The 19837-nt window shown below is 75.0% G+C and carries 20 protein-coding genes and 1 tRNA gene; 11 read left to right on the forward strand and 10 right to left on the reverse strand.

Annotated elements, in window-relative coordinates:
* Nucleotides 1-120: 120 nt before the first annotated feature.
* Genes ACFTZA_RS03650 through ACFTZA_RS03660 form a run of 3 tightly spaced genes read right to left on the reverse strand, consistent with a single transcriptional unit; the run spans nt 121 to nt 3225 of the window.
* Nucleotides 121-1008 carry an ABC transporter permease gene (locus ACFTZA_RS03650; protein WP_378190884.1) on the reverse strand — a complete coding sequence of 296 codons (888 nt, stop codon included), beginning with the start codon at nt 1006-1008 and terminating at the stop codon, nt 121-123.
* Nucleotides 995-1963 (reverse strand): ABC transporter ATP-binding protein, encoded by a 969-nt coding sequence (locus tag ACFTZA_RS03655; RefSeq protein WP_378190885.1) that lies wholly within the window; start codon nt 1961-1963, stop codon nt 995-997. The genes ACFTZA_RS03650 and ACFTZA_RS03655 overlap by 14 nt, the downstream gene beginning before the upstream one ends.
* Nucleotides 1960-3225: an outer membrane lipoprotein carrier protein LolA gene (locus ACFTZA_RS03660; protein ID WP_378190887.1), complete on the reverse strand. Its 1266-nt coding sequence runs from the start codon at nt 3223-3225 to the stop codon at nt 1960-1962. The genes ACFTZA_RS03655 and ACFTZA_RS03660 overlap by 4 nt, the downstream gene beginning before the upstream one ends.
* A gap of 94 nt (nt 3226-3319) precedes the next feature.
* On the opposite strand from ACFTZA_RS03660, the gene ACFTZA_RS03665 reads away from it, so the two are divergent.
* Both ACFTZA_RS03665 and ACFTZA_RS03670 read left to right on the forward strand, forming a co-directional pair.
* On the forward strand, nt 3320-4009 hold the full coding sequence (locus tag ACFTZA_RS03665) for a response regulator transcription factor (protein WP_378190889.1): 690 nt from the start codon (nt 3320-3322) through the stop codon (nt 4007-4009).
* The gene (locus ACFTZA_RS03670) at nt 4006-5451 is read left to right on the forward strand and encodes an ATP-binding protein (protein ID WP_378190892.1); all 1446 of its coding nucleotides are present in this window, start codon (nt 4006-4008) and stop codon (nt 5449-5451) included. Before ACFTZA_RS03665 ends, ACFTZA_RS03670 begins: the two co-directional genes overlap by 4 nt.
* Here ACFTZA_RS03670 and ACFTZA_RS03675 read toward each other — a convergent pair.
* Nucleotides 5432-5929: a hypothetical protein gene (locus ACFTZA_RS03675; protein WP_378190894.1), complete on the reverse strand. Its 498-nt coding sequence runs from the start codon at nt 5927-5929 to the stop codon at nt 5432-5434. The genes ACFTZA_RS03670 and ACFTZA_RS03675 overlap by 20 nt on opposite strands.
* A gap of 97 nt (nt 5930-6026) precedes the next feature.
* Nucleotides 6027-6111: transfer RNA gene (locus ACFTZA_RS03680), tRNA-Leu, on the reverse strand.
* A gap of 321 nt (nt 6112-6432) precedes the next feature.
* On the opposite strand from ACFTZA_RS03680, the gene ACFTZA_RS03685 reads away from it, so the two are divergent.
* Complete coding sequence (locus tag ACFTZA_RS03685; RefSeq protein ID WP_378191424.1) at nt 6433-7569, forward strand: AI-2E family transporter; 1137 nt, start codon at nt 6433-6435, stop codon at nt 7567-7569.
* Between the two features lie 10 nt (nt 7570-7579).
* Here the strand turns inward: ACFTZA_RS03685 and ACFTZA_RS03690 are convergent, their stop codons facing one another.
* Entirely contained in the window at nt 7580-7882 is a 303-nt protein-coding gene (locus ACFTZA_RS03690) for a DUF1905 domain-containing protein (RefSeq protein WP_378190896.1), read from the reverse strand.
* A 76-nt stretch (nt 7883-7958) separates the two neighbouring features.
* On the opposite strand from ACFTZA_RS03690, the gene ald reads away from it, so the two are divergent.
* From ald to ACFTZA_RS03710, 4 genes are all read left to right on the forward strand, one after another.
* Nucleotides 7959-9077: an alanine dehydrogenase gene (gene ald / locus ACFTZA_RS03695; RefSeq protein ID WP_378190898.1), complete on the forward strand. Its 1119-nt coding sequence runs from the start codon at nt 7959-7961 to the stop codon at nt 9075-9077.
* 63 nt (nt 9078-9140) lie between these two features.
* Nucleotides 9141-9776, forward strand: coding sequence for a GNAT family N-acetyltransferase (locus ACFTZA_RS03700; protein ID WP_378190900.1), 636 nt, complete (start codon nt 9141-9143; stop codon nt 9774-9776).
* An 11-nt stretch (nt 9777-9787) separates the two neighbouring features.
* The gene (locus ACFTZA_RS03705; protein ID WP_378190902.1) at nt 9788-11902 is read left to right on the forward strand and encodes a M3 family metallopeptidase; all 2115 of its coding nucleotides are present in this window, start codon (nt 9788-9790) and stop codon (nt 11900-11902) included.
* Between the two features lie 106 nt (nt 11903-12008).
* Nucleotides 12009-13352 (forward strand): M20/M25/M40 family metallo-hydrolase, encoded by a 1344-nt coding sequence (locus ACFTZA_RS03710; protein WP_378190903.1) that lies wholly within the window; start codon nt 12009-12011, stop codon nt 13350-13352.
* Between the two features lie 13 nt (nt 13353-13365).
* Here ACFTZA_RS03710 and ACFTZA_RS03715 read toward each other — a convergent pair whose 3' ends face one another.
* Together ACFTZA_RS03715 and ACFTZA_RS03720 are read right to left on the reverse strand one after the other, a co-directional pair.
* Entirely contained in the window at nt 13366-14232 is an 867-nt protein-coding gene (locus ACFTZA_RS03715; protein ID WP_378190905.1) for a fructosamine kinase family protein, read from the reverse strand.
* Nucleotides 14233-14236: 4 nt separating this feature from the next.
* A complete protein-coding gene (locus ACFTZA_RS03720; protein WP_378190907.1) occupies nt 14237-14470 on the reverse strand; it encodes a DUF5703 family protein in 234 nt (77 codons plus the stop codon).
* A 101-nt stretch (nt 14471-14571) separates the two neighbouring features.
* Here ACFTZA_RS03720 and ACFTZA_RS03725 point away from each other — a divergent pair, with 101 nt between their 5' ends.
* Nucleotides 14572-14868 carry a primosomal protein gene (locus tag ACFTZA_RS03725; protein WP_378190909.1) on the forward strand — a complete coding sequence of 99 codons (297 nt, stop codon included), beginning with the start codon at nt 14572-14574 and terminating at the stop codon, nt 14866-14868.
* Nucleotides 14869-14899: 31 nt separating this feature from the next.
* Here ACFTZA_RS03725 and ACFTZA_RS03730 read toward each other — a convergent pair whose 3' ends face one another.
* On the reverse strand, nt 14900-15868 hold the full coding sequence (locus ACFTZA_RS03730; protein WP_378190910.1) for an aldo/keto reductase: 969 nt from the start codon (nt 15866-15868) through the stop codon (nt 14900-14902).
* Between the two features lie 133 nt (nt 15869-16001).
* Here ACFTZA_RS03730 and ACFTZA_RS03735 point away from each other — a divergent pair, with 133 nt between their 5' ends.
* Nucleotides 16002-16874, forward strand: a complete 873-nt coding sequence (locus tag ACFTZA_RS03735) for an undecaprenyl-diphosphate phosphatase (RefSeq protein ID WP_378190912.1) — start codon at nt 16002-16004, stop codon at nt 16872-16874.
* Nucleotides 16875-16949: 75 nt separating this feature from the next.
* Complete coding sequence (gene mshC / locus ACFTZA_RS03740; protein ID WP_378190914.1) at nt 16950-18224, forward strand: cysteine--1-D-myo-inosityl 2-amino-2-deoxy-alpha-D-glucopyranoside ligase; 1275 nt, start codon at nt 16950-16952, stop codon at nt 18222-18224.
* Here the strand turns inward: mshC and ACFTZA_RS03745 are convergent.
* Nucleotides 18221-19096 carry a PAC2 family protein gene (locus tag ACFTZA_RS03745; RefSeq protein WP_378190917.1) on the reverse strand — a complete coding sequence of 292 codons (876 nt, stop codon included), beginning with the start codon at nt 19094-19096 and terminating at the stop codon, nt 18221-18223. The two genes, mshC and ACFTZA_RS03745, sit on opposite strands and share 4 nt — an antisense overlap.
* Before the next feature lie 208 nt (nt 19097-19304).
* Here ACFTZA_RS03745 and ACFTZA_RS03750 point away from each other — a divergent pair, with 208 nt between their 5' ends.
* Nucleotides 19305-19742, forward strand: a complete 438-nt coding sequence (locus tag ACFTZA_RS03750) for a VapA/VapB family virulence-associated protein (protein ID WP_378190919.1) — start codon at nt 19305-19307, stop codon at nt 19740-19742.
* Nucleotides 19743-19837 lie beyond the last annotated feature (95 nt).

Below are 19837 nucleotides of genomic sequence, written 5' to 3' on the forward strand. Positions count from 1 at the left end.
CGTGGTCCTCCTCGTGTGGGCGGGCCGTCCGGTCGTCCGGGCGGCCCAGCCATCGTGCGCAGACGGTCCCGCGCTCGCACCTGGGTGCCACGGGGCGCTCCGTTCCCGTTGGCGCTTCCCTCAGGACGACACGTCCGCCGTCGTGAACCGGCTCCACGCGAGCGCGCCGAAGACGGCCGCCCACGCCGCCTGGACGGCGAGACCCTGGCCGAGCACGCCGAGATCGACCTCGGTGCGCAGCAGCTCACCGACGTCGAGCCAGTGGTGCGTCAGGAGCGCGCCGTGCACGGCGGACAGCTGCGGGAGGGCGTCGAGGACGCCCGACACGACCGCGACGACGACGGTCGCCGCCATCGCGGCGACGGGGACCTCGGTGAGCGTCGAGAAGAACAGCCCGACGGCGACGAGCCCGGTGAGGGACAGCCCGACGTACACGACGATGCCCGCCGTGCGGACCAGGCCCTCGGCCATGGAGACCGTGTCCCCGGACAGGAGCGTGACGTTGCCGACGCCGAAGTACGCCGCGCCGACGACGAGCCCGGACACGGCGATCGCGACCACCGTGCACCCGGCGAAGACGAGCACCCCGAGCGCCTTCGCGGCGAGGAGCCTCGTGCGGGGCACGGGGACGAGCAGGAGGTAGCGCAGCGTGCCGGCCTGCGCCTCCCCGGCGACGGCGTCTCCCGCGACGATGCCGACGGCGAGGGGCAGCAGCAGGGGCAGGCACGCGACGAGCGCGGTCAGCACGAGGAACAGGCCGTTGCCGGTCACCCGGTCGAGGAACGGTGGTCCGCCGGCGCCGACCGCGGTGTCCTGCGTGACGAGGACGACCGTGCCGATGAGGACGGGGACGAGGGCGAGACCGGCCAGCAGGACGAGGTTGCGACGTCGTCCGAGGACGAGGCGGAGCTCGCTGGCGACCAGCCGGGCGAAGGCGCCGCGCACGCGTGCGGGAGCCTCGGGCTCCGGCGGACGCCGCGCGTCCGCCTCCACGTCAGCGAGCGACATCGAAACCCTCCCCGGTCAGCTCGACGAACAGGTTCTCCAGGCTCGGCCGCCGGACCTCGAGACCGACGAGGTCGAGACCGGCGCCGACCATCGCCGCCGAGATCTTCTCCGGCGCGACGAGGCCGAGGCGTGCGGTGAGCGCCGTTCCCTCGCGCTGGAGGTCGACGAGGCCGAGGTCCGCGAGGAGCCGGGCGGCACCGTCCACGCACGCGCGGGTCGTGCTGACGACGACGGTGGTCTCCGCGTCGGCGGCGAGCTGCTCCGGGGCGCCCTGGACCAGGAGCTTGCCGCGGCTCATGACGCCGACGTGCGTGCACACCTGCTCGACCTCTCCCAGGAGGTGGGAGGAGACCAGGACGGTCGTGCCGGCCTCGGCGAGCTCGCGCAGGAGGTGACGCACCTCGCGCGTGCCCTGGGGGTCCAGGCCGTTCGTCGGCTCGTCGAGGACGAGCAGGTCGCGCGGCCGCAGCAGGGCCGCCGCGAGCCCGAGGCGCTGCTTCATCCCGAGCGAGTACTGGCGGAACGGCTTGCGCGCCGCCGCGGTGAGCCCCACGCGGTCGAGGGCGGCGTCCGCCCGGCGTCCGCGCGTCCGCGGGTCGGCGGTCGCGTCCACGGCGTCCAGGCGGTCGAGGTTCGCGCGCCCCGACCGGTAGGGATGGAAGCCGGGGCCCTCGACGAGCGCGCCCACCCGGGGCAGGACGCGCGGCCCTGCGGCCGGCATCGGCTCCCCGAGGAGCGCGGCGGTGCCGGACGTCGGGGCGACCAGCCCCAGCACCATGCGCAGCGTCGTCGTCTTGCCCGAGCCGTTCGGCCCGAGGAACCCGTAGACGGCCCCGCGCGGCACCTCGAGGTCGACGCCGTCCACCGCGACCTGGCCCGAGCGGAAGCGCTTGGTCAGGCCACGGGTGCGCACGGCGAGGTCGTGCGCGGGGACGGCGCCGGTCCCGCTCGTCATGCGAGGGCGCGCAGCGCCTCGGGCGGCACCGCCCCGGCGAGGACGCGGCCGTCGTCGGTCACGAGGACGGACAGCAGCGCCGAGGAGAGCAGGCGGCCCTCCGGCACCTCCTGCGTCAGCTGCTCGTACAGCCCGGCGGCGTCGATCTCCGGCAGGCCGGGGGCGACCCCGTCCTCGCCGACGAGCTCGCCGTACAGGTCCTGCGCACCGGCGGAGCCGAAGCTGCGCTCGACACCGGGCAGCGCCGTCGCGGACGCCGGGTCACCGGCGAGCAGGCCGGCCACGTCGACGCCGTCGACGGCGACGACCGTCTCCCAGCCGGTGCCGGTCACCGAGACGCCCTCGGGCAGCGCGGTCAGCGCCTCGGGGCCTGCGGCGGGGTGGTCGGCCGGGTCGGGCAGCGGGACCTCGACCTCGCTGGTGGACGCCCCGGCGGGTGCGGAGAAGTCGAAGACGGCGTCGTCCGGCGTCTCGAAGGACACGTCGGTGAACCCGATCTCCAGGGCGGGCGTCTGCGTGTCCTGCGTGCTCCAGACCTGCACCCGCAGCGGCGTGGACGTCTCCGCGTCGACGGCGACGAGCACGCGCTCCACGAGGGTGCCGTCGGTGCGCGGCACGAGGCCCAGCTGGTAGGCGTCGCGCCCCGCGACCTCGGTCGCCGTGCCGACCGACAGGTCCGTGGAGAGCCCGGCGTAGGCGACGAGGGCGTCCGCCGCCTGCGCGGGCGTCGGCAGGTCGCCCGCGACGTCCGGTGCGGCACCGGCGCGCGCCTGCTCGTCGAGCTCCTCGTAGGCGGCGAGGTCGTCCGGCGCGACCGTGTAGTGCACGACCTCGTCGTCGCGGCTCGAGTACGTCCAGGCCTCGGGACCGTCCCGCACGACGGAGAACTCCGAGAGGTCGCCGAGCAGCGCGGCGCGCGAGCGGTCCTCGCCGTCGGACCACAGGCGGACGGTCGAGCTGCCGCCCAGCAGGTCGAGCGGGCTCGCGCCCTGCAGCTCCTCGAGCGGGAGGTCGGGGAGCCCGAGCCGTGCGGTGTGGACCACCGTCCCGGACAGCGGGACGGGGTCGGCCTCCGCGACCTTCGTCAGCAGCTCCGCGGGCGTGAGCTCGGGGAGGTCGGCGTCGGCGGAGGCGACGAGCGTCGGCGCGGCGAACGCACCGGCGACGACCGCGGCGACCACGGCCGGGACGGCCCAGCGGGCGCGTCGCGAGCTCCCGCCGACGGGCTCGTGAGGGGACGAGGGGACGGGTTCGGCTGCCATGACGACACCGTCCCACACGCCTGCTGAGGCCACGCTGAGAACGCCGTCGGCCCTGGTTCCCGCCACGACGGCCGGGGAGTGCCATGCTGTCGACGTGCGGGTGCTGGTGGTCGAGGACGAGCGAGGTGTCGCCGGGGCGCTGCGCCGCGGCCTGCTCGCCGAGGGTTTCGCGGTCGACGTCGCGCTCGACGGGAGACGCGGCCTCGAGCTCGCCGCGTCGGGGGCGTTCGACGCGGTCCTGGTCGACATCATGCTGCCGGGCCTGAACGGGTACGACGTCGTCGCGCGGCTCCGCGAGCTCCAGGTCTGGACGCCCGTGCTCATCCTCAGCGCCAAGGACGGCGAGTACGACATCGCCGACGGTCTCGACCTCGGCGCGGACGACTACCTCACGAAGCCCTTCTCCTTCGTCGAGCTCGTCGCGCGCGTGCGCGCCCTGGTGCGGCGCGGGCCGCAGCCGCGGCCCGCGGTCCTGACGGTCGGCGACCTCGCCCTGGACCCGGCGACGCGCGTCGTGACGCAGCGCGGCTACGAGGTCGAGACCACGGCACGCGAGTTCGCGCTCCTCGAGTACTTCATGCGCAGGCCGGGGCAGGTGCTGAGCAAGGGCGAGCTGCGCGACCACGTGTGGGACGCCGCGGGGGACGGGCTGAACGTCGTCGAGGTCTACGTCGGGTACCTGCGGCGCAAGTTCGGCCAGTCGGTCATCGAGACCGTGCGCGGCGCCGGCTACCGCCTCACGGTCGCCGCCGCGCCGCGGGGGCCCGGCCCCGCCGCGTCGTGACGCGTCCCCGGTGGTCGCTGCGCGCCCGGCTGACCGCTCTCGCGTCGCTCGTGCTCGCGGCCGCGCTCGTGATCGGTGCCGTCGTGCTCTCCGCGGTGGTGTCCGGGGGGCGCGTCGCCGCGCTGGACGACATCGCGCGCGAGCGCGCGGTCCTGGTCGCCCGCCTCGCGGCGAGCGACCAGGTGCCGGACGTGCTGCCGGTCTCCGAGCCGGGCGAGGTCGCGCAGCTGGTCGGGCCTGCGGGCGAGGTGCTGGCGTCCTCGGGGACGGCGAGCCGCACCCTGCCGGTCCTGCCGGCCGACGAGCTCGCGGCCCTGCGCGCCGAGGCCGACGCCGCGGACGGCGTGCGCGTGGTCGGCACGGACCGCAGCGCGTACGACGCCGCGGCGCGGGTCGCCGTCGTGCCCGTCGCCGGCTCGGGCGAGGCTGGCGGGACGACGGCCGTGGCGACCGTGCCGCTGCGTGAGGTCGAGGGCGTGGTGCGCGCGCTGCGCCTCTCGCTCGCCGTCGTCGTCCCGCTGCTCACGCTCGTGGCGGCGGGGGTGATCTGGTCGGTCCTGGGCAGGGCGCTGTCGCCCGTCGAGGAGCTGCGGCAGGGCGCCGAGGCGGTCGCGCGGTCGGGCGGTCCGGGCGTGCTCCCGGTGCCGCGCACCGACGACGAGCTCGCCGCCCTCGCCCGCACGCTCAACACGATGCTCGACAGCCTCCAGGCGGCCGCGGCCCGGCAGCGGACGTTCGTCGCCGACGCGGCGCACGAGCTGCGCTCGCCCGTGGCGGCGCTGCGCGCGAGCATCGAGGTCGCGCGGCTGCACCCCGCGGCGTACCCCGGCGACGAGCTCGCCGTCGAGCTCGAGGACGAGGTGCGCCGCCTGCAGGCCCTCGTCGACGACCTCCTCGTGCTCGCCCGGCTGGGCGCGCGGCCGCTCGCGGACCACGACGTCGACCTGGGCGCCGTGGCGCGCGAGGTCGTCGCGGCGTCCACGGTGCGGCAGCGGCAGGAACCCGGTCGCGCGCCCGTCACGGTGACGGTCGACGTCGACGGCACGCCGACGGCCCGCGGCGACCGGGACGCGATCGCCCGGGTCGTGCGCAACCTGGTGGACAACGCGGTCCGGCACGCCAGGTCGAGCGTCCGCGTCACGGTCGGTCCGGGCGACGTCGTCGTCGACGACGACGGTCCAGGCATCGACGTCGCCGACCGCGAACGCGTCTTCGAACGCTTCACACGCCTCGACGAGGCGCGCGAGCGCGACGCGGGCGGCACCGGCCTCGGGCTGGCCATCGCGCGCGAGACCGCGCGGGAGCACGGTGGCGACGTGACGCTGGGGGAGTCCTCGCTGGGTGGGCTGCGTGCCGAGGTGCGGCTGGCGCCCCGCCCGGCGGAGCAGGCGCGCGGTGGCGACGCCCCTCGCCGGGACGGTCCTAGTGCAACAGGTACTTGAGCAGGATCACCACGACGCCGAAAGCGCCGGCGACGGCGGCCTCGGCCGCGAGGGCGAGGCCGCGCGCCCCGGCGCGGTAGCCGGCCAGGACGGCCGCCGCCACGATGAGGGCGACGGTGAACCACAGCGCGAGCCAGGCGGCCCCGGTGACGTCGAGCCCGAGAGCGTCTCCGAGCAGGAACACGAGGACGGGCGGGACGCTGCCCAGCAGGACGCCGAAGTTCGTGCGCAGCGCGACCGCGAGCCGCGTCCCGACGGAGTGCTCGACGTCCTCGAACCGGCCGCCGACCGCGTCGACGAAGACGTGCGCGAGCCAGTAGACGAGCGCGACCGACGCCGTGGCCACCGCGACCCGGTCCTGGGCGACGCCGTGGACGCTCGCGACGGCCAGCACGGACCCGCTCACCACGGCGCCGTACAGCAGCTCGGGCGCCGCGCCGGGGGCCAGGTGCCGGCGCAGAGGGCTGGGCAGCTCCACGACGCCACGGTAGCGACCGCCTGCCGACGGCGCTCGGCAACGACGAAGCGGGCCCAGGCTGTGCCTGGACCCGCTCCGTCGTCGCTGTCTCAACGAGTGTCCGGAGGGGGACTTGAACCCCCACGCCCGATAAAGGGCACTAGCACCTCAAGCTAGCGCGTCTGCCATTCCGCCACCCGGACGAGTGGACCGTCCCGACGTTCCCGCCGTTTCGGTGCGGGGAAAAACATAGCACGGTCCGGCCGGTGATCCCGCATCGCGCCGACCCCTCGCGACCCCGCGGCGCGTCTCGGGACGACCTGGGGCAGACTGGGCGCACGAGGGCGCGCACGAGCGCGCCGACGGGGGTGAGCGTGACCGACGAGCAGCAGCCGCCCGAGGAGGCGGGGGCGAACTCGCGCGCCGGCGCGACGAACGACCGCGCGCCCGCCTCGGTCAAGCACCTGGTGGGCGCCTCGCGGGAGGCCCGCAAGGTCGCCGGCGCGCGGCGCAACCCGTCCGTCGTGGGGCACGACGACACCGTCCCGTCGTGGCTGCGCAGCGCCGCGGGGTGGTCGTGGCGCCTCCTGCTCGTCGTCGCCGCGGTCGCGCTGATCTTCTACGCGACGGCGCAGGTCCAGCTGGTCTTCGTCGCCGTCTTCCTCGCGCTCGTCATCACGTCGGTGCTGCGACCCGTCACCGACGTCTACGCCCGGGTCATGCCCCGCGGGCTCGCGACGGCGCTCGCGCTGCTGTCCGCCCTGCTGTTCATCGCGGGGCTGCTCACGTACGTCATCTCGTCGGTCGCGGGGCAGTGGGAGGCGCTCGCCGGCGAGTTCACCGACGGCATCGACCAGATCTTCGACTTCCTCGAGAACGGGCCGCTGCCCGTGACGATCACGGCGGACGACGTCAACGGCTGGATCGAGAACGGCCGCCAGTGGATCACCGAGCACGGCGGCGACATCGCCAGCCAGGCGGCCGCGAGCGCCGGGTCCGTGTTCGAGGCGTTCGCGGCGATCGCGCTCGCGATCTTCTGCACGGTGTTCTTCCTGGCGCGCGGGAAGGACATGTGGACCTGGTTCCTCAACCAGCTGCCCGCGCGCTCGCGCGACAGCTGGAAGGTCGCGGGCGGGGCCGGCTGGTACACCTTCTCGGGCTACGCGCGCGGCACCGTCATCATCGCCATCATCGACGGCATCCTCGCCGGGATCCTCCTCGCGGTGCTCGGGGTGCCGCTTGCCGCCCCGCTGGCCGTGCTCGTGTTCATCGGTGCGTTCATCCCGATCATCGGCGCACCCCTGGCCATGATCGTCGCTGCCGTCGTCGCGCTCGCGGCGGACGGGGTCGTCACGGCGCTGATCGTCACGGTGGGCATCGCCCTCATCGGGCAGTTCGAGGGACACATCCTGCAGCCGCTCATCATGGGGGCGCAGGTCTCGCTGCACCCCGTGGTCGTCGCGATCTCGGTTACGGCGGGCACGCTGATCGCCGGGATCCTCGGCGCGGTGGTGTCCGTGCCGCTCGTCGCGGTCGCGTGGTCGGTGTTCACCAGGCTGCGGCACAAGGACCCGCCCATGGAGGAGGAGGTCCCCACGGCCAAGGAGATCGCGCTGGGCGACGTCACGCCGCGGACCGCACCGCCCGCCGCCGAGGACTGAGCCGGGCGGGTCAGCGCGGGACGGACGAGACGTCCGCCGCGAGCCGCAGCCGCACGTGCACGCGGTCGCCCACGCCCTTGTGGAGGCCGCGGCGGACGTCGCGCAGCACCGCGAGCAGGTGCGGGCCGCCGTAGGACACGAGCGACGCCCGGTACGTCACGTCGTCGAGCCGCACCACGACGGGAACCCGGCCCCGTGTGCCGAACAGGTCCGAGGCATCGTACGGCAGCTCCACGAACGCACCCGTGGCCGTCCCCGCCGCGGTCACCACGGCGTCGAACTCGACCTCGCCGGGGTCGGTCCACGTGGGCATGGCCTGACGCTAGCGGAGCGCGCGGCACGCCGGTGCACGGCACGCGCGAACGACCCGCGTGCGGCGACACTGGAGCATGAGGATCGGCATACCCACCGAGGTCAAGAACCACGAGGACCGCGTCGCGCTCACCCCTGCCGGCGCCCACCACCTCGTGCGGGCCGGGCACGACGTGCTCGTCCAGTCCGGGGCCGGCGACGGCTCCCACCTGTCCGACGCCGAGTTCGAGCGGGCCGGCGCGCGCGTGGTCGCCACCGCCGAGGAGGTGTGGGGCGAGGCGGAGCTCGTGTGCAAGGTCAAGGAGCCCGTCGCGAGCGAGTACCCGCTGCTGCGCAAGGACGTGCTGCTGTTCGCCTACCTGCACCTGGCGGCCGACGCGGCGGGGACGCGGGCCCTGCTCGACGCCGGCACGACGTCGGTCGCGTACGAGACGATGCAGGCGCCCGACGGCAGCCTCCCGCTCCTCGCACCCATGAGCGAGGTCGCGGGCCGCATGGCGACGCAGGTCGGCGCGTGGCTCCTGCAGCGGCCCGCCGGCGGGCGAGGGGTCCTGCTCGGCGGTGTCCCGGGCACCCCGCCCGGGCGCGTCGTCGTGCTCGGCGGCGGGACGGCCGGTCGCAGCGCTGCCCAGATCGCCGTCGGCATGCGTGCCGAGGTGACCGTGCTCGACCTGTCCCTGCCCGTCCTGCGTTCGCTCGACCACGAGCTGGGCGGACGCGTGCGCACCGTCGCGTCGAGCGCGTACGCCGTCGAGCGCGAGGTGCTCGAGGCCGACCTCGTCGTCGGCGCCGTGCTCGTGGCCGGCGCCCGCGCTCCGCGCCTCGTGAGCGACGACCTCGTCTCCCGCATGCGCCCGGGGGCCGTGCTCGTCGACGTCGCGGTCGACCAGGGCGGGTGCTTCGAGAGCTCGCGCCCCACGACGCACGACGACCCGACGTTCGCCGTCCACGACACCACGTTCTACTGCGTCGCCAACATGCCGGGAGCCGTCCCGGTGACGAGCACCCAGGCGCTGACGAGCGCGACCCTGCCCTACCTGGCGGCGCTCGCGGACGGTGGTCTCGACGCGGTGCGCGCCGACCCGCTGCTGCGCGCGGGAGCCTCGACGCACCGCGGGGCGCTGCTCAACGACGCGGTCGCCCGGGCGCACGGTCTGGAGGCGACGCCGGCGGGCGAGGCGCTCGGCGCGGGCTGAGGGCGCGGCGACCGCGGGGGCAAAGGCCGTGACCGGGGGGTTGCGGCGTGGCAGGGTGCCGGTGTGCAGCCCTTCACCCTCGACGACGGCGTCGTCCACCTCGCCACCCCGACGCTCGGCGACGTCGACGCCATCACCGCCGCGTGCCAGGACCCCGACGTCGCCGCGTGGACCGTCGTGCCGTCCCCCTACACGCGCGACGACGCGGTCGGCTTCGTGCGCGACTACGTGACCCCGGGCTGGGAGCGGGGGAGCGTGCTCACGTGGGCCGTCCGCGAGAGCGCGGGGCGCTCGGGCCTACCGGGACCGGAGGACGCCGGCCCCCTCCTCGGCATGTTCGGTCTCGGCCTCGACGACGCGCCCGCCGGGCAGCGCTCGGCCGAGATCGGCTACTGGATGACGCCCGCGGGCCGCGGCCGGGGTCTCGCGACCGCGGCCGGCCGGCTCGTCGTCGACGCGGCGTTCGACCCCGAGGTGCTCGGGCTCGCGCGCCTGTCCTGGGAGGCGTACGTCGGGAACTGGCCGTCGCGGCGGCTGGCGTGGCGCCTGGGCTTCCGGGTCGAGGGCACGGTGCGCGGTCACGCGCTCCAGCGCGGCGTGCGCCGGGACGCGTGGCTCGCCACCCTCCTGGCCGACGACCCGCGCGAGCCCTGCGAGCCGTGGCCGCACCCGGTTTCCGCAGACCGCGTCGCAGGGTGAGGATGGGGCCCATGACGTCTTCCGTGGTGCCGACCGGCGCCGTCCTCGACCTCGATCCCGCCAACCCCTTCGCCGCGCCGTCGTCGCTCGCGTACGAGCTCCCGGACTACTCCGCGATCCGCGAGGAGCACTACCTGCCGGCGCTGCGGGCGGGCATGGCCGCCCAGCGGTCCGCCGTCGAGGCGATCGCGACCGACCCGGAGCCGCCGACGGTGGCGAACACCCTCGAGGCGCTCGAGCGCTCCGGGCAGGCGCTGACCCGCGTGCTCCACGCGTTCTTCAACCAGGTCAGCGCGGACGCGACGCCCGGTCTCGAGGAGATCCAGGAGACCGTCGCGCCCGAGCTCGCCGCGCACCACGACGCGATCTACATGGACCGGCGCCTGCACGCCCGTGCGCGCGCCCTGCAGGACGCCGCCGACGCCGGCGAGCTCGCCCTCGAGCCCGACGCCGCGTGGCTGCTGCACACGCTGCTCGTCGACCTGCGCCGGTCCGGCGTCGAGCTCGACGCCGGGGAGCAGGCCCGGCTGCGCGACCTCAACGCGCGCCTGACGAGCCTCGAGGCCGCGTTCGGGCGCAAGCTCCTCGCCGGCGCGAACGCCGCGAGCGTGCTCGTCACGGACCGCGCCGAGCTCGACGGTCTTGCCGAGGACGCCGTGGCGGGGGCCGCCGCGGCCGCCGCGGCGCGCGGTCACGAGGGCGCGTGGCTCCTCGAGATGCAGCTCCCGACGCAGCAGGGCGTCCTCGCGTCCCTGACGGACCGCGAGGTGCGCGAGCGGGTGCAGCGCGCGTCCGAGTCGCGCGGGGCGACCGGCGACGACCACGACACGCGTGCGATCGTCCTCGAGACCGTGCGCCTGCGGGCCGAGCGCGCGCGCCTGCTCGGTCACGAGCACCACGCGGCGTACGTCGCCGAGGACGCCACGGCGAAGACGACCGAGGCCGTGAACGCGATGCTGTCCCGCCTGGCGCCGGCCGCCGTCGCCAACGCTCGCCGCGAGGCGGCGGACCTCGAGGCCGCCCTGCAGGCGGACGAGCCCGGGGCGAGCCTGCGCGCGTCGGACTGGTCGTACTACGCCGAGCGCGTGCGCAAGGACCGCTACGCGCTCGACGACGCGCTCCTGCGCCCCTACCTCGAGCTCGAGAAGGTCGTGCACGACGGCGTCTTCCGCGCCGCGAACCTCCTGTTCGGGATCTCGTTCACCGAGCGCACCGACCTCGTCGGGTACCACCCGGACGTGCGCGTGTTCGAGGTCTTCGACGCCGAGACACTGGGTGCGCCGGGCGAGGGCATGGGCCTGTTCCTCGCCGACTGGTACACGCGCGAGGCCAAGCGCGGCGGCGCGTGGATGAACAACCTCGTCGACCAGAACCACCTGCTGGGCCAGAGGCCCGTCGTCGTGAACAACCTCAACATCGTCAAGCCGCCGGCCGGGCAGCCCACGCTCCTCGGCTGGGACGAGGTCATCACGCTGTTCCACGAGTTCGGCCACGCGCTGCACGGACTCTTCTCGGACGTGCGGTTCCCGTCCCAGTCCGGGACCGACGTCCCGCGCGACTTCGTCGAGTACCCCTCGCAGGTCAACGAGATGTGGGCCTGGGAGCCGGAGATCCTGCGCTCCTACGCCGTGCACCACGAGACGGGCGAGCCCATGCCGGCGGAGTGGGTCGACACGATGCTCGCCTCGCGCCAGTTCAACGAGGGCTTCGGCACCACCGAGTACCTGGCCGCCGCGCTGCTCGACCAGGCGTGGCACCAGCTCGCGCCGGAGGCCGTGCCCGCGGCGGTCGACGACGTGGTGCCCTTCGAGACCGCCGCGCTCGACGCCGCGGGCGTCGCCTTCGCGCCGGTCCCGGCGCGCTACCGCACGACGTACTACAACCACGTGTTCGGCGGTGGGTACTCGGCCGGCTACTACTCGTACATCTGGTCGGAGGTGCTCGACGCCGACACGGTCGAGTGGTATCGCGAGAACGGCGGCCTGCGCCGCGAGAACGGCGAGCGGTTCCGCCGCACGCTCCTCGCGCGCGGCGGCTCGCAGGACCCGCTGCAGTCCTTCCGCGAGCTCCGCGGGCGCGACGCCGACATCGCGCCCCTGCTCGCGCGCCGCGGGCTCGACGCCTGAGAGTCCCGCGCTCGCACCGCGAGGTAGAGGGTTCGACGCCGAGGTAGAGGGAATCGCTGTCCACCTCGGCGGAGAACCCTCTACCTCGGCAGGTAGCGTGGGACGCATGACGAGCGTCCGACCCGACACCCCCGCCGTGCCCGTCCCCACCGCCGAGGACGAGGTGGTGCGCATCTGCCAGGACCTCCTGCGCATCGACACGTCGAACTTCGGCGACGGGTCCGGGCCGGGGGAGCGCGTCGCGGCCGAGCACGTCATGACGCTGCTCCACGAGGTCGGGCTCGAGCCGGAGCTGTTCGAGTCCGCACCGGGCCGCGCGAGCGTCGTCGTGCGCCTCGAGGGCGAGGACCGCTCGCGCCCCGCGCTCGTCCTGCACGGACACCTCGACGTCGTGCCCGCGCAGGCTTCCGACTGGTCCGTCGACCCGTTCGCGGGGGAGGAGCGCGACGGGCTGCTGTGGGGCCGCGGCGCCGTCGACATGAAGGACATGGACGCGATGATCCTCGCGGTCGTGCGCCAGATGGTCCGCGAGGGGCGCAAGCCCGCGCGCGACGTCGTCGTCGCGTTCTTCGCCGACGAGGAGGCGGGCGGCGTGTTCGGCGCCCGGTACGCCGTCGACCACCGTCCCGAGCTGTTCGAGGGTGCGACGGAGGCGATCAGCGAGGTCGGCGGGTTCTCGGTCGAGGTCGACGGCCGCCGTGCCTACCTGCTCCAGACCGCGGAGAAGGGCATCGCGTGGCTGCGTCTCGTCGCCGAGGGGCGCGCCGGCCACGGCTCGCAGGTCAACCCCGACAACGCGGTGACGCACCTCGCCGAGGCGGTCGCGCGCATCGGCGCGCACGCCTGGCCGTACACGCTCACCCCGACCGTCGACGCGCTGCTGCGCGGCGTCGCCGACCTCACGGGGCTGCCGTTCGACCCGCACGACCCGACGTCCGTGGACGCGCTCGTCGCCGCTCTCGGCCCGGCGTCGCGCTTCGTCGGCGCCACGGTGCGCCACACGTCCAACCCGACGCAGCTCACCGCGGGCTACAAGGCGAACGTCATCCCGGGCCGCGCCGAGGCCGCGATCGACGCCCGTCTGCTGCCCGGGCACGAGGACGAGGGCTTCGCGACGCTCCAGGCGCTCGCGGGCGAGCACGTGCGGGTCGAGGAGATCCACCGCGACATCGCCCTCGAGGTCCCGTTCTCGGGCGACCTGGTCGACGCGATGGTCGACGCCCTGCACGTCGAGGACCCGGGCGCGGCCGTGCTGCCGTACACGCTGTCGGGCGGCACGGACAACAAGTCGCTCGCCCGCCTCGGCATCACCGGGTACGGCTTCGCACCCCTGCGCCTGCCGGCCGACCTCGACTTCTCGGGCATGTTCCACGGGGTCGACGAGCGCGTGCCCGTCGACTCGCTGCGGTTCGGTGTCCGCGTGCTCGACCGGCTGCTCCGCACCTGCTGAGCCGCGGCAGCCCCTAGCGGCCGTCGAGCAGCGCGGTGACCGACGCGCGCAGCTGCGGCACATAGCTCCCGCCGAACAGGACCGCGTGCACGGCCACGGGGTACACCTGGTGCAGCGTCACGCGGTGACGCCAGCCCCGGGCGAGCGGGTGGCGCTCCTGGTAGCCGGCCACGATCTCGTCCAGGTGCGGAGCGCCGAAGAGGGCGAGCATCGCGAGATCGGCCTCGCGGTGCCCGCCGTGCGCCGCGGGGTCGATGAGCACGGCGTCGACGCCGGGCCCGCCGCCGACGCCCGGCCTGTCGACGCCCGGTCCGTCGACGCCCGGCCCGTCAGCGTCCGGCCCGCCGGCGTCCTGCCGGGGGGACCACAGGACGTTGCCGGACCAGAGGTCGCCGTGCAGCCGCGCGGGCACGTCGTCGAGCGCCGGGCGGGCGAGGTCGGCCAGCCGCTCGCCGAGACGCTCGAGCAGCCGCGCGTCGTCGGCCGTCAGCGCCCCGCGCTCGCGACCCTGCCGCGCGACCGGTGCGAGGCGCGCCTGCGCGTAGAACGTCGGCCAGTCCGGCCACGCGCCGGTGGGCATCGCGAGCGGGTCGTCGAGCGGTCCGAAGAACCCGTCGCCCGCCCAGTCCGCGGACGGTGAGCCCCAGCCCGGGGCACCCGCGTCGTGCAGGACGGCGAGGCGGCGCCCGAGGTCGCGCGCGGCCTCGGCCGTGGCCCGGGCCTGCTCGACCCGTTCGAGGTCGAGGTGGGTCTCCCCGACGTCGCGCACCCCGACGACGCGCGGGCCGCCGGGTACGCGCAACCACCCGAGGCCCGCGGCCTCGCACGCGAAGAAGCCCGGCGGGGCGTCCGGGCGGGCCTTCGTGAAGACGGCGGTCACGTGCTCAGAGCGTCGAGCTGACCCGGATGATCTTGCGCCGCAGCCACACACGCCGTTCGCCGCCCACGTACAGCCGCGAGCGTGCGAGCTCCCACCGGCCGTACTCGGCCTCGCTCGTGAGCAGCCGCTTCGCGTCGGACCGGCTCGTCGAGCGGTCGATCGTCACGACGCGGTACTCGTACTGCCCACCCTGCGCGGCCCACCCGGACCGCTGGGGTGACGTCGACGTCCTCTTCACGACTCACCGTCCCTCTCGTCCGTCGCACCGGTGAGTGAGCAGCGTCGACCACCGGCATCCAACGTGTGCCATTGTGCCCCTCTCGGCGCTACCGTCAGGGTATGACCGTTGACCCGCGTGCCGCCCTCGACCGGTTCGTCGCCGCGCTCGAGGCCCACTACAACGCCGTCGCAGCACGTCGCGGGGAGGACGACCCCGCCGTCGACGACGCCTACTACGTGCTCGCGGACGCCTTCGAGGTCTACGACGAGGCGCTCGGCCAGGTGCACGGGGAGGCCACCCCGTTCTACCTCGCCGAGGAGGACGACGACGAGGACGACGACGACGAGGACGACGCGCTCGAGCCGCTGGACGACGACGAGGTCGTCGGGGAGCTCGAGGCGGACGGCGCTCGCTGAGGCGCTCGCCGGGAAGGGAGCGCTCCGGGCGTCACCAGCGCTCGGGGTAGCCGACGTCGAGCTCGCTGACGTCGTCGAGCGCGGCACGGACGGCGTCCGGCAGCACGAGGTCGGTCGCCGCGAGCGACGTCCGCAGCTGGGCGGGCGTCCGTGCGCCGACGACGGCTCCGGCGACGGCCGGGCGGCCCAGGAGCCACGACAGGGCGACGTCGAGCGGTGCCCGCCCGAGCCCTTCGGCGGCCGTCACGACGGCCTCGACGATCCCCGCCGACGACTGGTCCAGGTACGGCTCCACGAACCCGGCGAGGTGGGGCGAGGCGGCGCGCGAGTCGGCGGGCAGCGAGCGGCGGTACTTGCCGGTGAGCACCCCGCGGGCGAGCGGGGACCATGCGAGCAGCCCGAGGCCCAGGGCCTCGGCGGCGGGCACGACCTCGCGCTCGACCCCGCGCTGCAGCAGCGAGTACTCCAGCTCGACGGCGGCGAGACCGACGTCGTCGGCGCCGCCGAGCAGGGCCGCGGCCCGGGCCGTCGCCCACGCGGGGTGGTTGGAGAGACCGACGTAGCGCGCACGCCCCGACGTCACCGCGTGCCGGAGCGCGGACAGCGTCTCGGTGAAGGGCGCGCGGGCGTCGGGCGCCTGGACGAGGAACAGGTCGACGTGGTCGGTGCCCAGGCGTGCGAGCGACTCGTCGAGCGAGTCGAGCAGAGCGCCCCGCGACGCGTCGACGACCGGACCGGACGACGTGCGCCGCACGCCGGCCTTGGTGCACAGCACCACGTCCTGGCGGTCGACCTTCGTGCCGAGCAGCGAGCCGATGAGCGACTCGGCGTCGCCGTCGGCGTAGGAGGCGGCGGTGTCGACCAGCGTGCCGCCCGCGTCCACGAAGTCTCGCAGCTGCTCGGCGGCGTCCAGCTCGTCGGTGTCCCGGGCCCAGGTCATCGTCCCCAGCCCGAGGACCGAGACGCGCAGGCCGCTGCGGCCGAGCTGACGGAGTTCCATGGGAGCCGAGGCTACCGGCGAGCCCCCTGCGGCGCGGCCCGGGCGCGCGGTCGGGCGGGCCTCACGGGGCGTCGTCGCAAAGTTCACCCGCCCGTGCAGGTCAGCGTCGTGCCCCGGGGTATCGTTTCCGCTCGTGAACGCGTGGGAAGCCGTCCTCCTCGGACTCGTCCAGGGCCTCACCGAGTTCCTCCCGATCTCCTCGAGCGCGCACCTGCGCATCGTCGGGGAGCTCATGGGGTCCGACCCGGGTGCGGCCTTCACGGCCATCACGCAGATCGGCACGGAGACGGCCGTCCTGCTCTACTTCCGGCGCGACATCGCGCGCATCTGCGCCGCCTGGTGGCGCTCGCTGCGCGGCGACCACGGCACCGACTGGCGGTCCCGGACGGGACGCGGGGACCACGACGCGGCGATGGCCTGGTACATCGCGCTCGGGTCCGTCCCGATCGTCGTCCTCGGCCTCCTGTTCCAGGAGTCCATCGAGAACACCTTCCGCAACCTCTACCTCACGGCGCTCATGCTCGCGGCCTTCGCGCTCATCCTCGGCTGGGCCGACCGGATCGGTGCGAAGCGCCGCACCCTGCGCGAGCTCACGCCCGGCCAGGCGGTGGCGTTCGGCTTCGCGCAGGCGCTCGCCCTCGTGCCCGGTGTCTCCCGCTCGGGCGGCACCATCACCGCCGGGCTCCTCATGGGCTTCACGCGCGAGGCCGCGGCGCGGTACTCGTTCCTGCTCGCCATCCCTGCGGTGCTCGGCTCGGGGTTCTACCAGCTCGTGAAGTCGGCGGGGGAGCCCGAGCCGGGGGCGCCCGGTGCCGGTGCGACGCTCATCGCGACGCTCGTGGCGTTCGTGGTCGGCTACTTCGTCATCATCGCGTTCCTGAAGATCGTCTCGACGTTCTCGTACACGCCGTTCGTCGTCTACCGGCTCGGCCTGGCCGCGCTCGTCGTGCTGCTCCTGCTCGTCGGCGTCCTCGAGCCCGGCGGGACCACCGCGACGACGCCGTAGCCGCGCGCCTCGCCCCGTCCCGGCGCGGCCCGGACGGTGGCGCGAGGCCTGCGGCACGGCCGTTAAGGTGGTCGCGTGCACAGCTGGCCCGCCCCGCAGATCCCCGAGCTCCCCGGCCGCGGCCGCCCCGTCCGGGTGCACGACTCGACCACCGGCGAGCTCGTCCTCTCCGCCGAGGGCCCGACCGCCACGCTGTACGCGTGCGGCATCACCCCGTACGACGCGACGCACATCGGCCACGCCAACACCTACGTCGCGTTCGACCTGCTCGTGCGCGCGTGGCGCGACGCGGGGCTTGACGTGACGTACGCGTCGAACGTCACCGACGTCGACGACCCGCTGCTCGAGCGGGCGGCCGCGACGGGCGTCGACTGGCGCGCGCTCGCCGCCGACCAGATCGCGCTGTTCGCCGAGGACATGACGGCGCTCGGCGTCGTCCCGCCCGACGTGTGGGACGGCGTCGTCGAGCGCATCCCGTCCGTCGTCGAGGCGGTCGAGGAGATGCTCGCCGCGGGCGCGGCGTACCGCGTCCCGGTCGAGCCCGGCGCGGGCGGCACGGACCCGGGGCTCGGCGACGTCTACGCCGACCTGTCCGCCGACCCGTCCTTCGGGTCGGTGTCGCGGTTCACGCGCGAGACGATGGAGCGCCTGTCCGCCGAGCGCGGCGGGGACCCGGACCGCGACGGCAAGAAGGACCGGCTCGACCCGCTGCTGTGGCGGCGCGAGCGCGCCGGCGAGCCGGCCTGGGACGGCGGCGCGCTCGGCACCGGACGGCCCGGCTGGCACGTCGAGTGCGCGGTCATCGCGCGCGATGCCCTCGGCCTGCCGTTCGACGTGCAGGGCGGCGGCGCGGACCTGCTGTTCCCGCACCACGAGATGTCGACGTCCCACGACCGCGTCCTGGCCGACGGCGCGGGCCCGCGCGTGCACGTGCACGCCGGCCTCGTCGGCTACGAGGGCAGCAAGATGAGCAAGTCGCTCGGCAACCTCGTGCTCGTGTCGAACCTCCGCGCGACCGGCGTCGACCCCATGGCCATCCGCCTCGCGCTGCTCGCCCACCACTACCGCGACGAGTGGGAGTGGACCGACGACGACCTGCCCCGCGCGGTGCAGCGCCTGGAGACCTGGCGCGACGCCGTCTCGGGCAACGGCGGCCCCGACGCCACGGCAGCGCTCGACGCGGTCCGCGCCGCGCTCGCGACCGACCTCGACGCGCCCGGCGCGCTCGCGGCGGTGGACGCGTGGGCGGCCGAGGCGCTGCGGCTCGGGCGGGACGCGTCCGGCGACGAGGAGGGCGCGCCCGGCGTCGTCGCTCGCGCGGTCAACGCCCTCCTCGGGGTCCGGCTCTAGACCGTCGGGCCCTTGCCGCGGTCGCCCGGGCTGCCCGGGTCGCGGCGGCGCAGGTAGCGCTCGAACTCGCGCGCGATCGCCTCGCCGCTCGCCTCGGGCAGCTCGGCCGTGTCCTTGGCCTCCTCGAGCTGCTGCACGTACTCGGCGATCTCGGCGTCCTCGGCCGCGAGCTCGTCCACCCCGTGCTGCCACGCCTCCGCGTCCTCGGGCAGGTCCCCGAGCGGGACAGGCTCGGACAGCAGCTCCTCGATGCGGGCGAGGATCGCCAGGGTCGCCTTGGGCGACGGCGGGTGGGCGACGTAGTGGGGGACCGCGGCCCACAGCGACACCGACTGCATCCCGCGCTCCGCGGCCGCGTGCTGGAGCACGCCGACGATGCCCGTCGGCCCCTCGTAGCGGCTCGGCTCGACGTCCAGCACCGCCTGCAGGCCGACGCTCTCCGACGTCGCCGTCATGGGGATCGGCCGCGTGTGCGGCACGTCGGCGAGGAGCGCACCGAGCGTGACGACGGTGCGCACGTCGTGCGCGACGGCGATGTCGAGCAGCTCGCGGCAGTAGCGGCGCCACCGCATCGACGGCTCGATGCCGTGCACGAGCAGGACACGGCGACCGCTCGGCGAGACCGTCGCGGCGGCGATCGTCGTGGTGGGCCACGTGATCTCACGGTTGCCGTCGTCGTCGGTCGTGACGATCGGCCGGCTCACCTGGAAGTCGTGGTACTCCTCGGGGTCCAGCTCGTCGACGTCCTCGGCCCCCCACACCTCGTGCAGGTGCGCGAGCGCGGCGGTCGCAGCGCTGCCCGCGTCGTTCCAGCCCTCGAACGCCGCGATCATCACCGTCTGACGTGCTCCGTCGTGCGCGTTCTCGCTCATCGCCCCAGCCTATGCGGCACGGTCCGACGAGCGCGGCGGTTCGCGCGTGGCGTACGGGCACGTCGCACCGGGTGAAGTCCGCGCCGTACCGTCCGGTGACGCCCGCAGCGGCCTCCCTCCCACCGCGAGACGCCGGTCGCGGTCGCGGCCGCGTCGTCGTGCGGGCCGCCGCCCGGCGGCCCGGGACGCACCGACAGCAGGGGGAACCATGAGCGAGACGACGACGGTGACCAAGGACGTCCTGGTCGCCGACTTCACCACCGCCACCGCGGACGTGCTCGACACGCCGACCCTCGAGGCGGCGGCCGAGCGGCTGCGCACCCTGACCACCTCGTACCCGGCACAGGGCACGGTGGCCAGCATGATCTTCTACCTCCAGATCACCGTGGACGTCCGGGGCGGCAGCAGCTTCCGCGGTCACGCCGGCGGCATCTCGACCCCCGGCGGTGGCGGGGCCTGGGGTGACCTCTACACGGACGACATCGACGCGCTCTACGCGCGGACGAAGAGCTTCCAGTTCAACGCCACGCCGGTCTACTTCAACGTGAACTTCTTCGACGGCGGCTCCCACCTGCTCGGGCACTTCCAGGCAGGTTCCTTCTCCACCGCGCTGGGCACGGGCGGCGGGTCGGGGCACTGGAGCTGATCGCCCGGGCCGCGTCGTAGGGTGGTCGGGCCGGGGCCGAGCCCCGGTCCGACCCCCCTGTGACGCCCTGAGCTGGAGTGCCCGTGACCCACGCC

The sequence above is a fragment of the Cellulosimicrobium sp. NPDC057127 genome (assembly GCF_042670945.1).
GTDB lineage: Bacteria > Actinomycetota > Actinomycetes > Actinomycetales > Cellulomonadaceae > Cellulosimicrobium.

Coding starts and splice junctions, on each gene's coding strand:
- ACFTZA_RS03725 (WP_378190909.1), top strand. CDS start 14,572: ATGACCGTTGACCCGCGTGCCGCCCTCGACCGGTTCGTCGCCGCGCTC.
- ACFTZA_RS03730 (WP_378190910.1), bottom strand. CDS start 15,868: ATGGAACTCCGTCAGCTCGGCCGCAGCGGCCTGCGCGTCTCGGTCCTC.
- ald (WP_378190898.1), top strand. CDS start 7,959: ATGAGGATCGGCATACCCACCGAGGTCAAGAACCACGAGGACCGCGTC.
- ACFTZA_RS03750 (WP_378190919.1), top strand. CDS start 19,305: ATGAGCGAGACGACGACGGTGACCAAGGACGTCCTGGTCGCCGACTTC.
- ACFTZA_RS03655 (WP_378190885.1), bottom strand. CDS start 1,963: ATGACGAGCGGGACCGGCGCCGTCCCCGCGCACGACCTCGCCGTGCGC.
- ACFTZA_RS03745 (WP_378190917.1), bottom strand. CDS start 19,096: ATGAGCGAGAACGCGCACGACGGAGCACGTCAGACGGTGATGATCGCG.
- ACFTZA_RS03710 (WP_378190903.1), top strand. CDS start 12,009: ATGACGAGCGTCCGACCCGACACCCCCGCCGTGCCCGTCCCCACCGCC.
- ACFTZA_RS03650 (WP_378190884.1), bottom strand. CDS start 1,008: ATGTCGCTCGCTGACGTGGAGGCGGACGCGCGGCGTCCGCCGGAGCCC.
- ACFTZA_RS03690 (WP_378190896.1), bottom strand. CDS start 7,882: ATGCCCACGTGGACCGACCCCGGCGAGGTCGAGTTCGACGCCGTGGTG.
- ACFTZA_RS03660 (WP_378190887.1), bottom strand. CDS start 3,225: ATGGCAGCCGAACCCGTCCCCTCGTCCCCTCACGAGCCCGTCGGCGGG.
- ACFTZA_RS03705 (WP_378190902.1), top strand. CDS start 9,788: ATGACGTCTTCCGTGGTGCCGACCGGCGCCGTCCTCGACCTCGATCCC.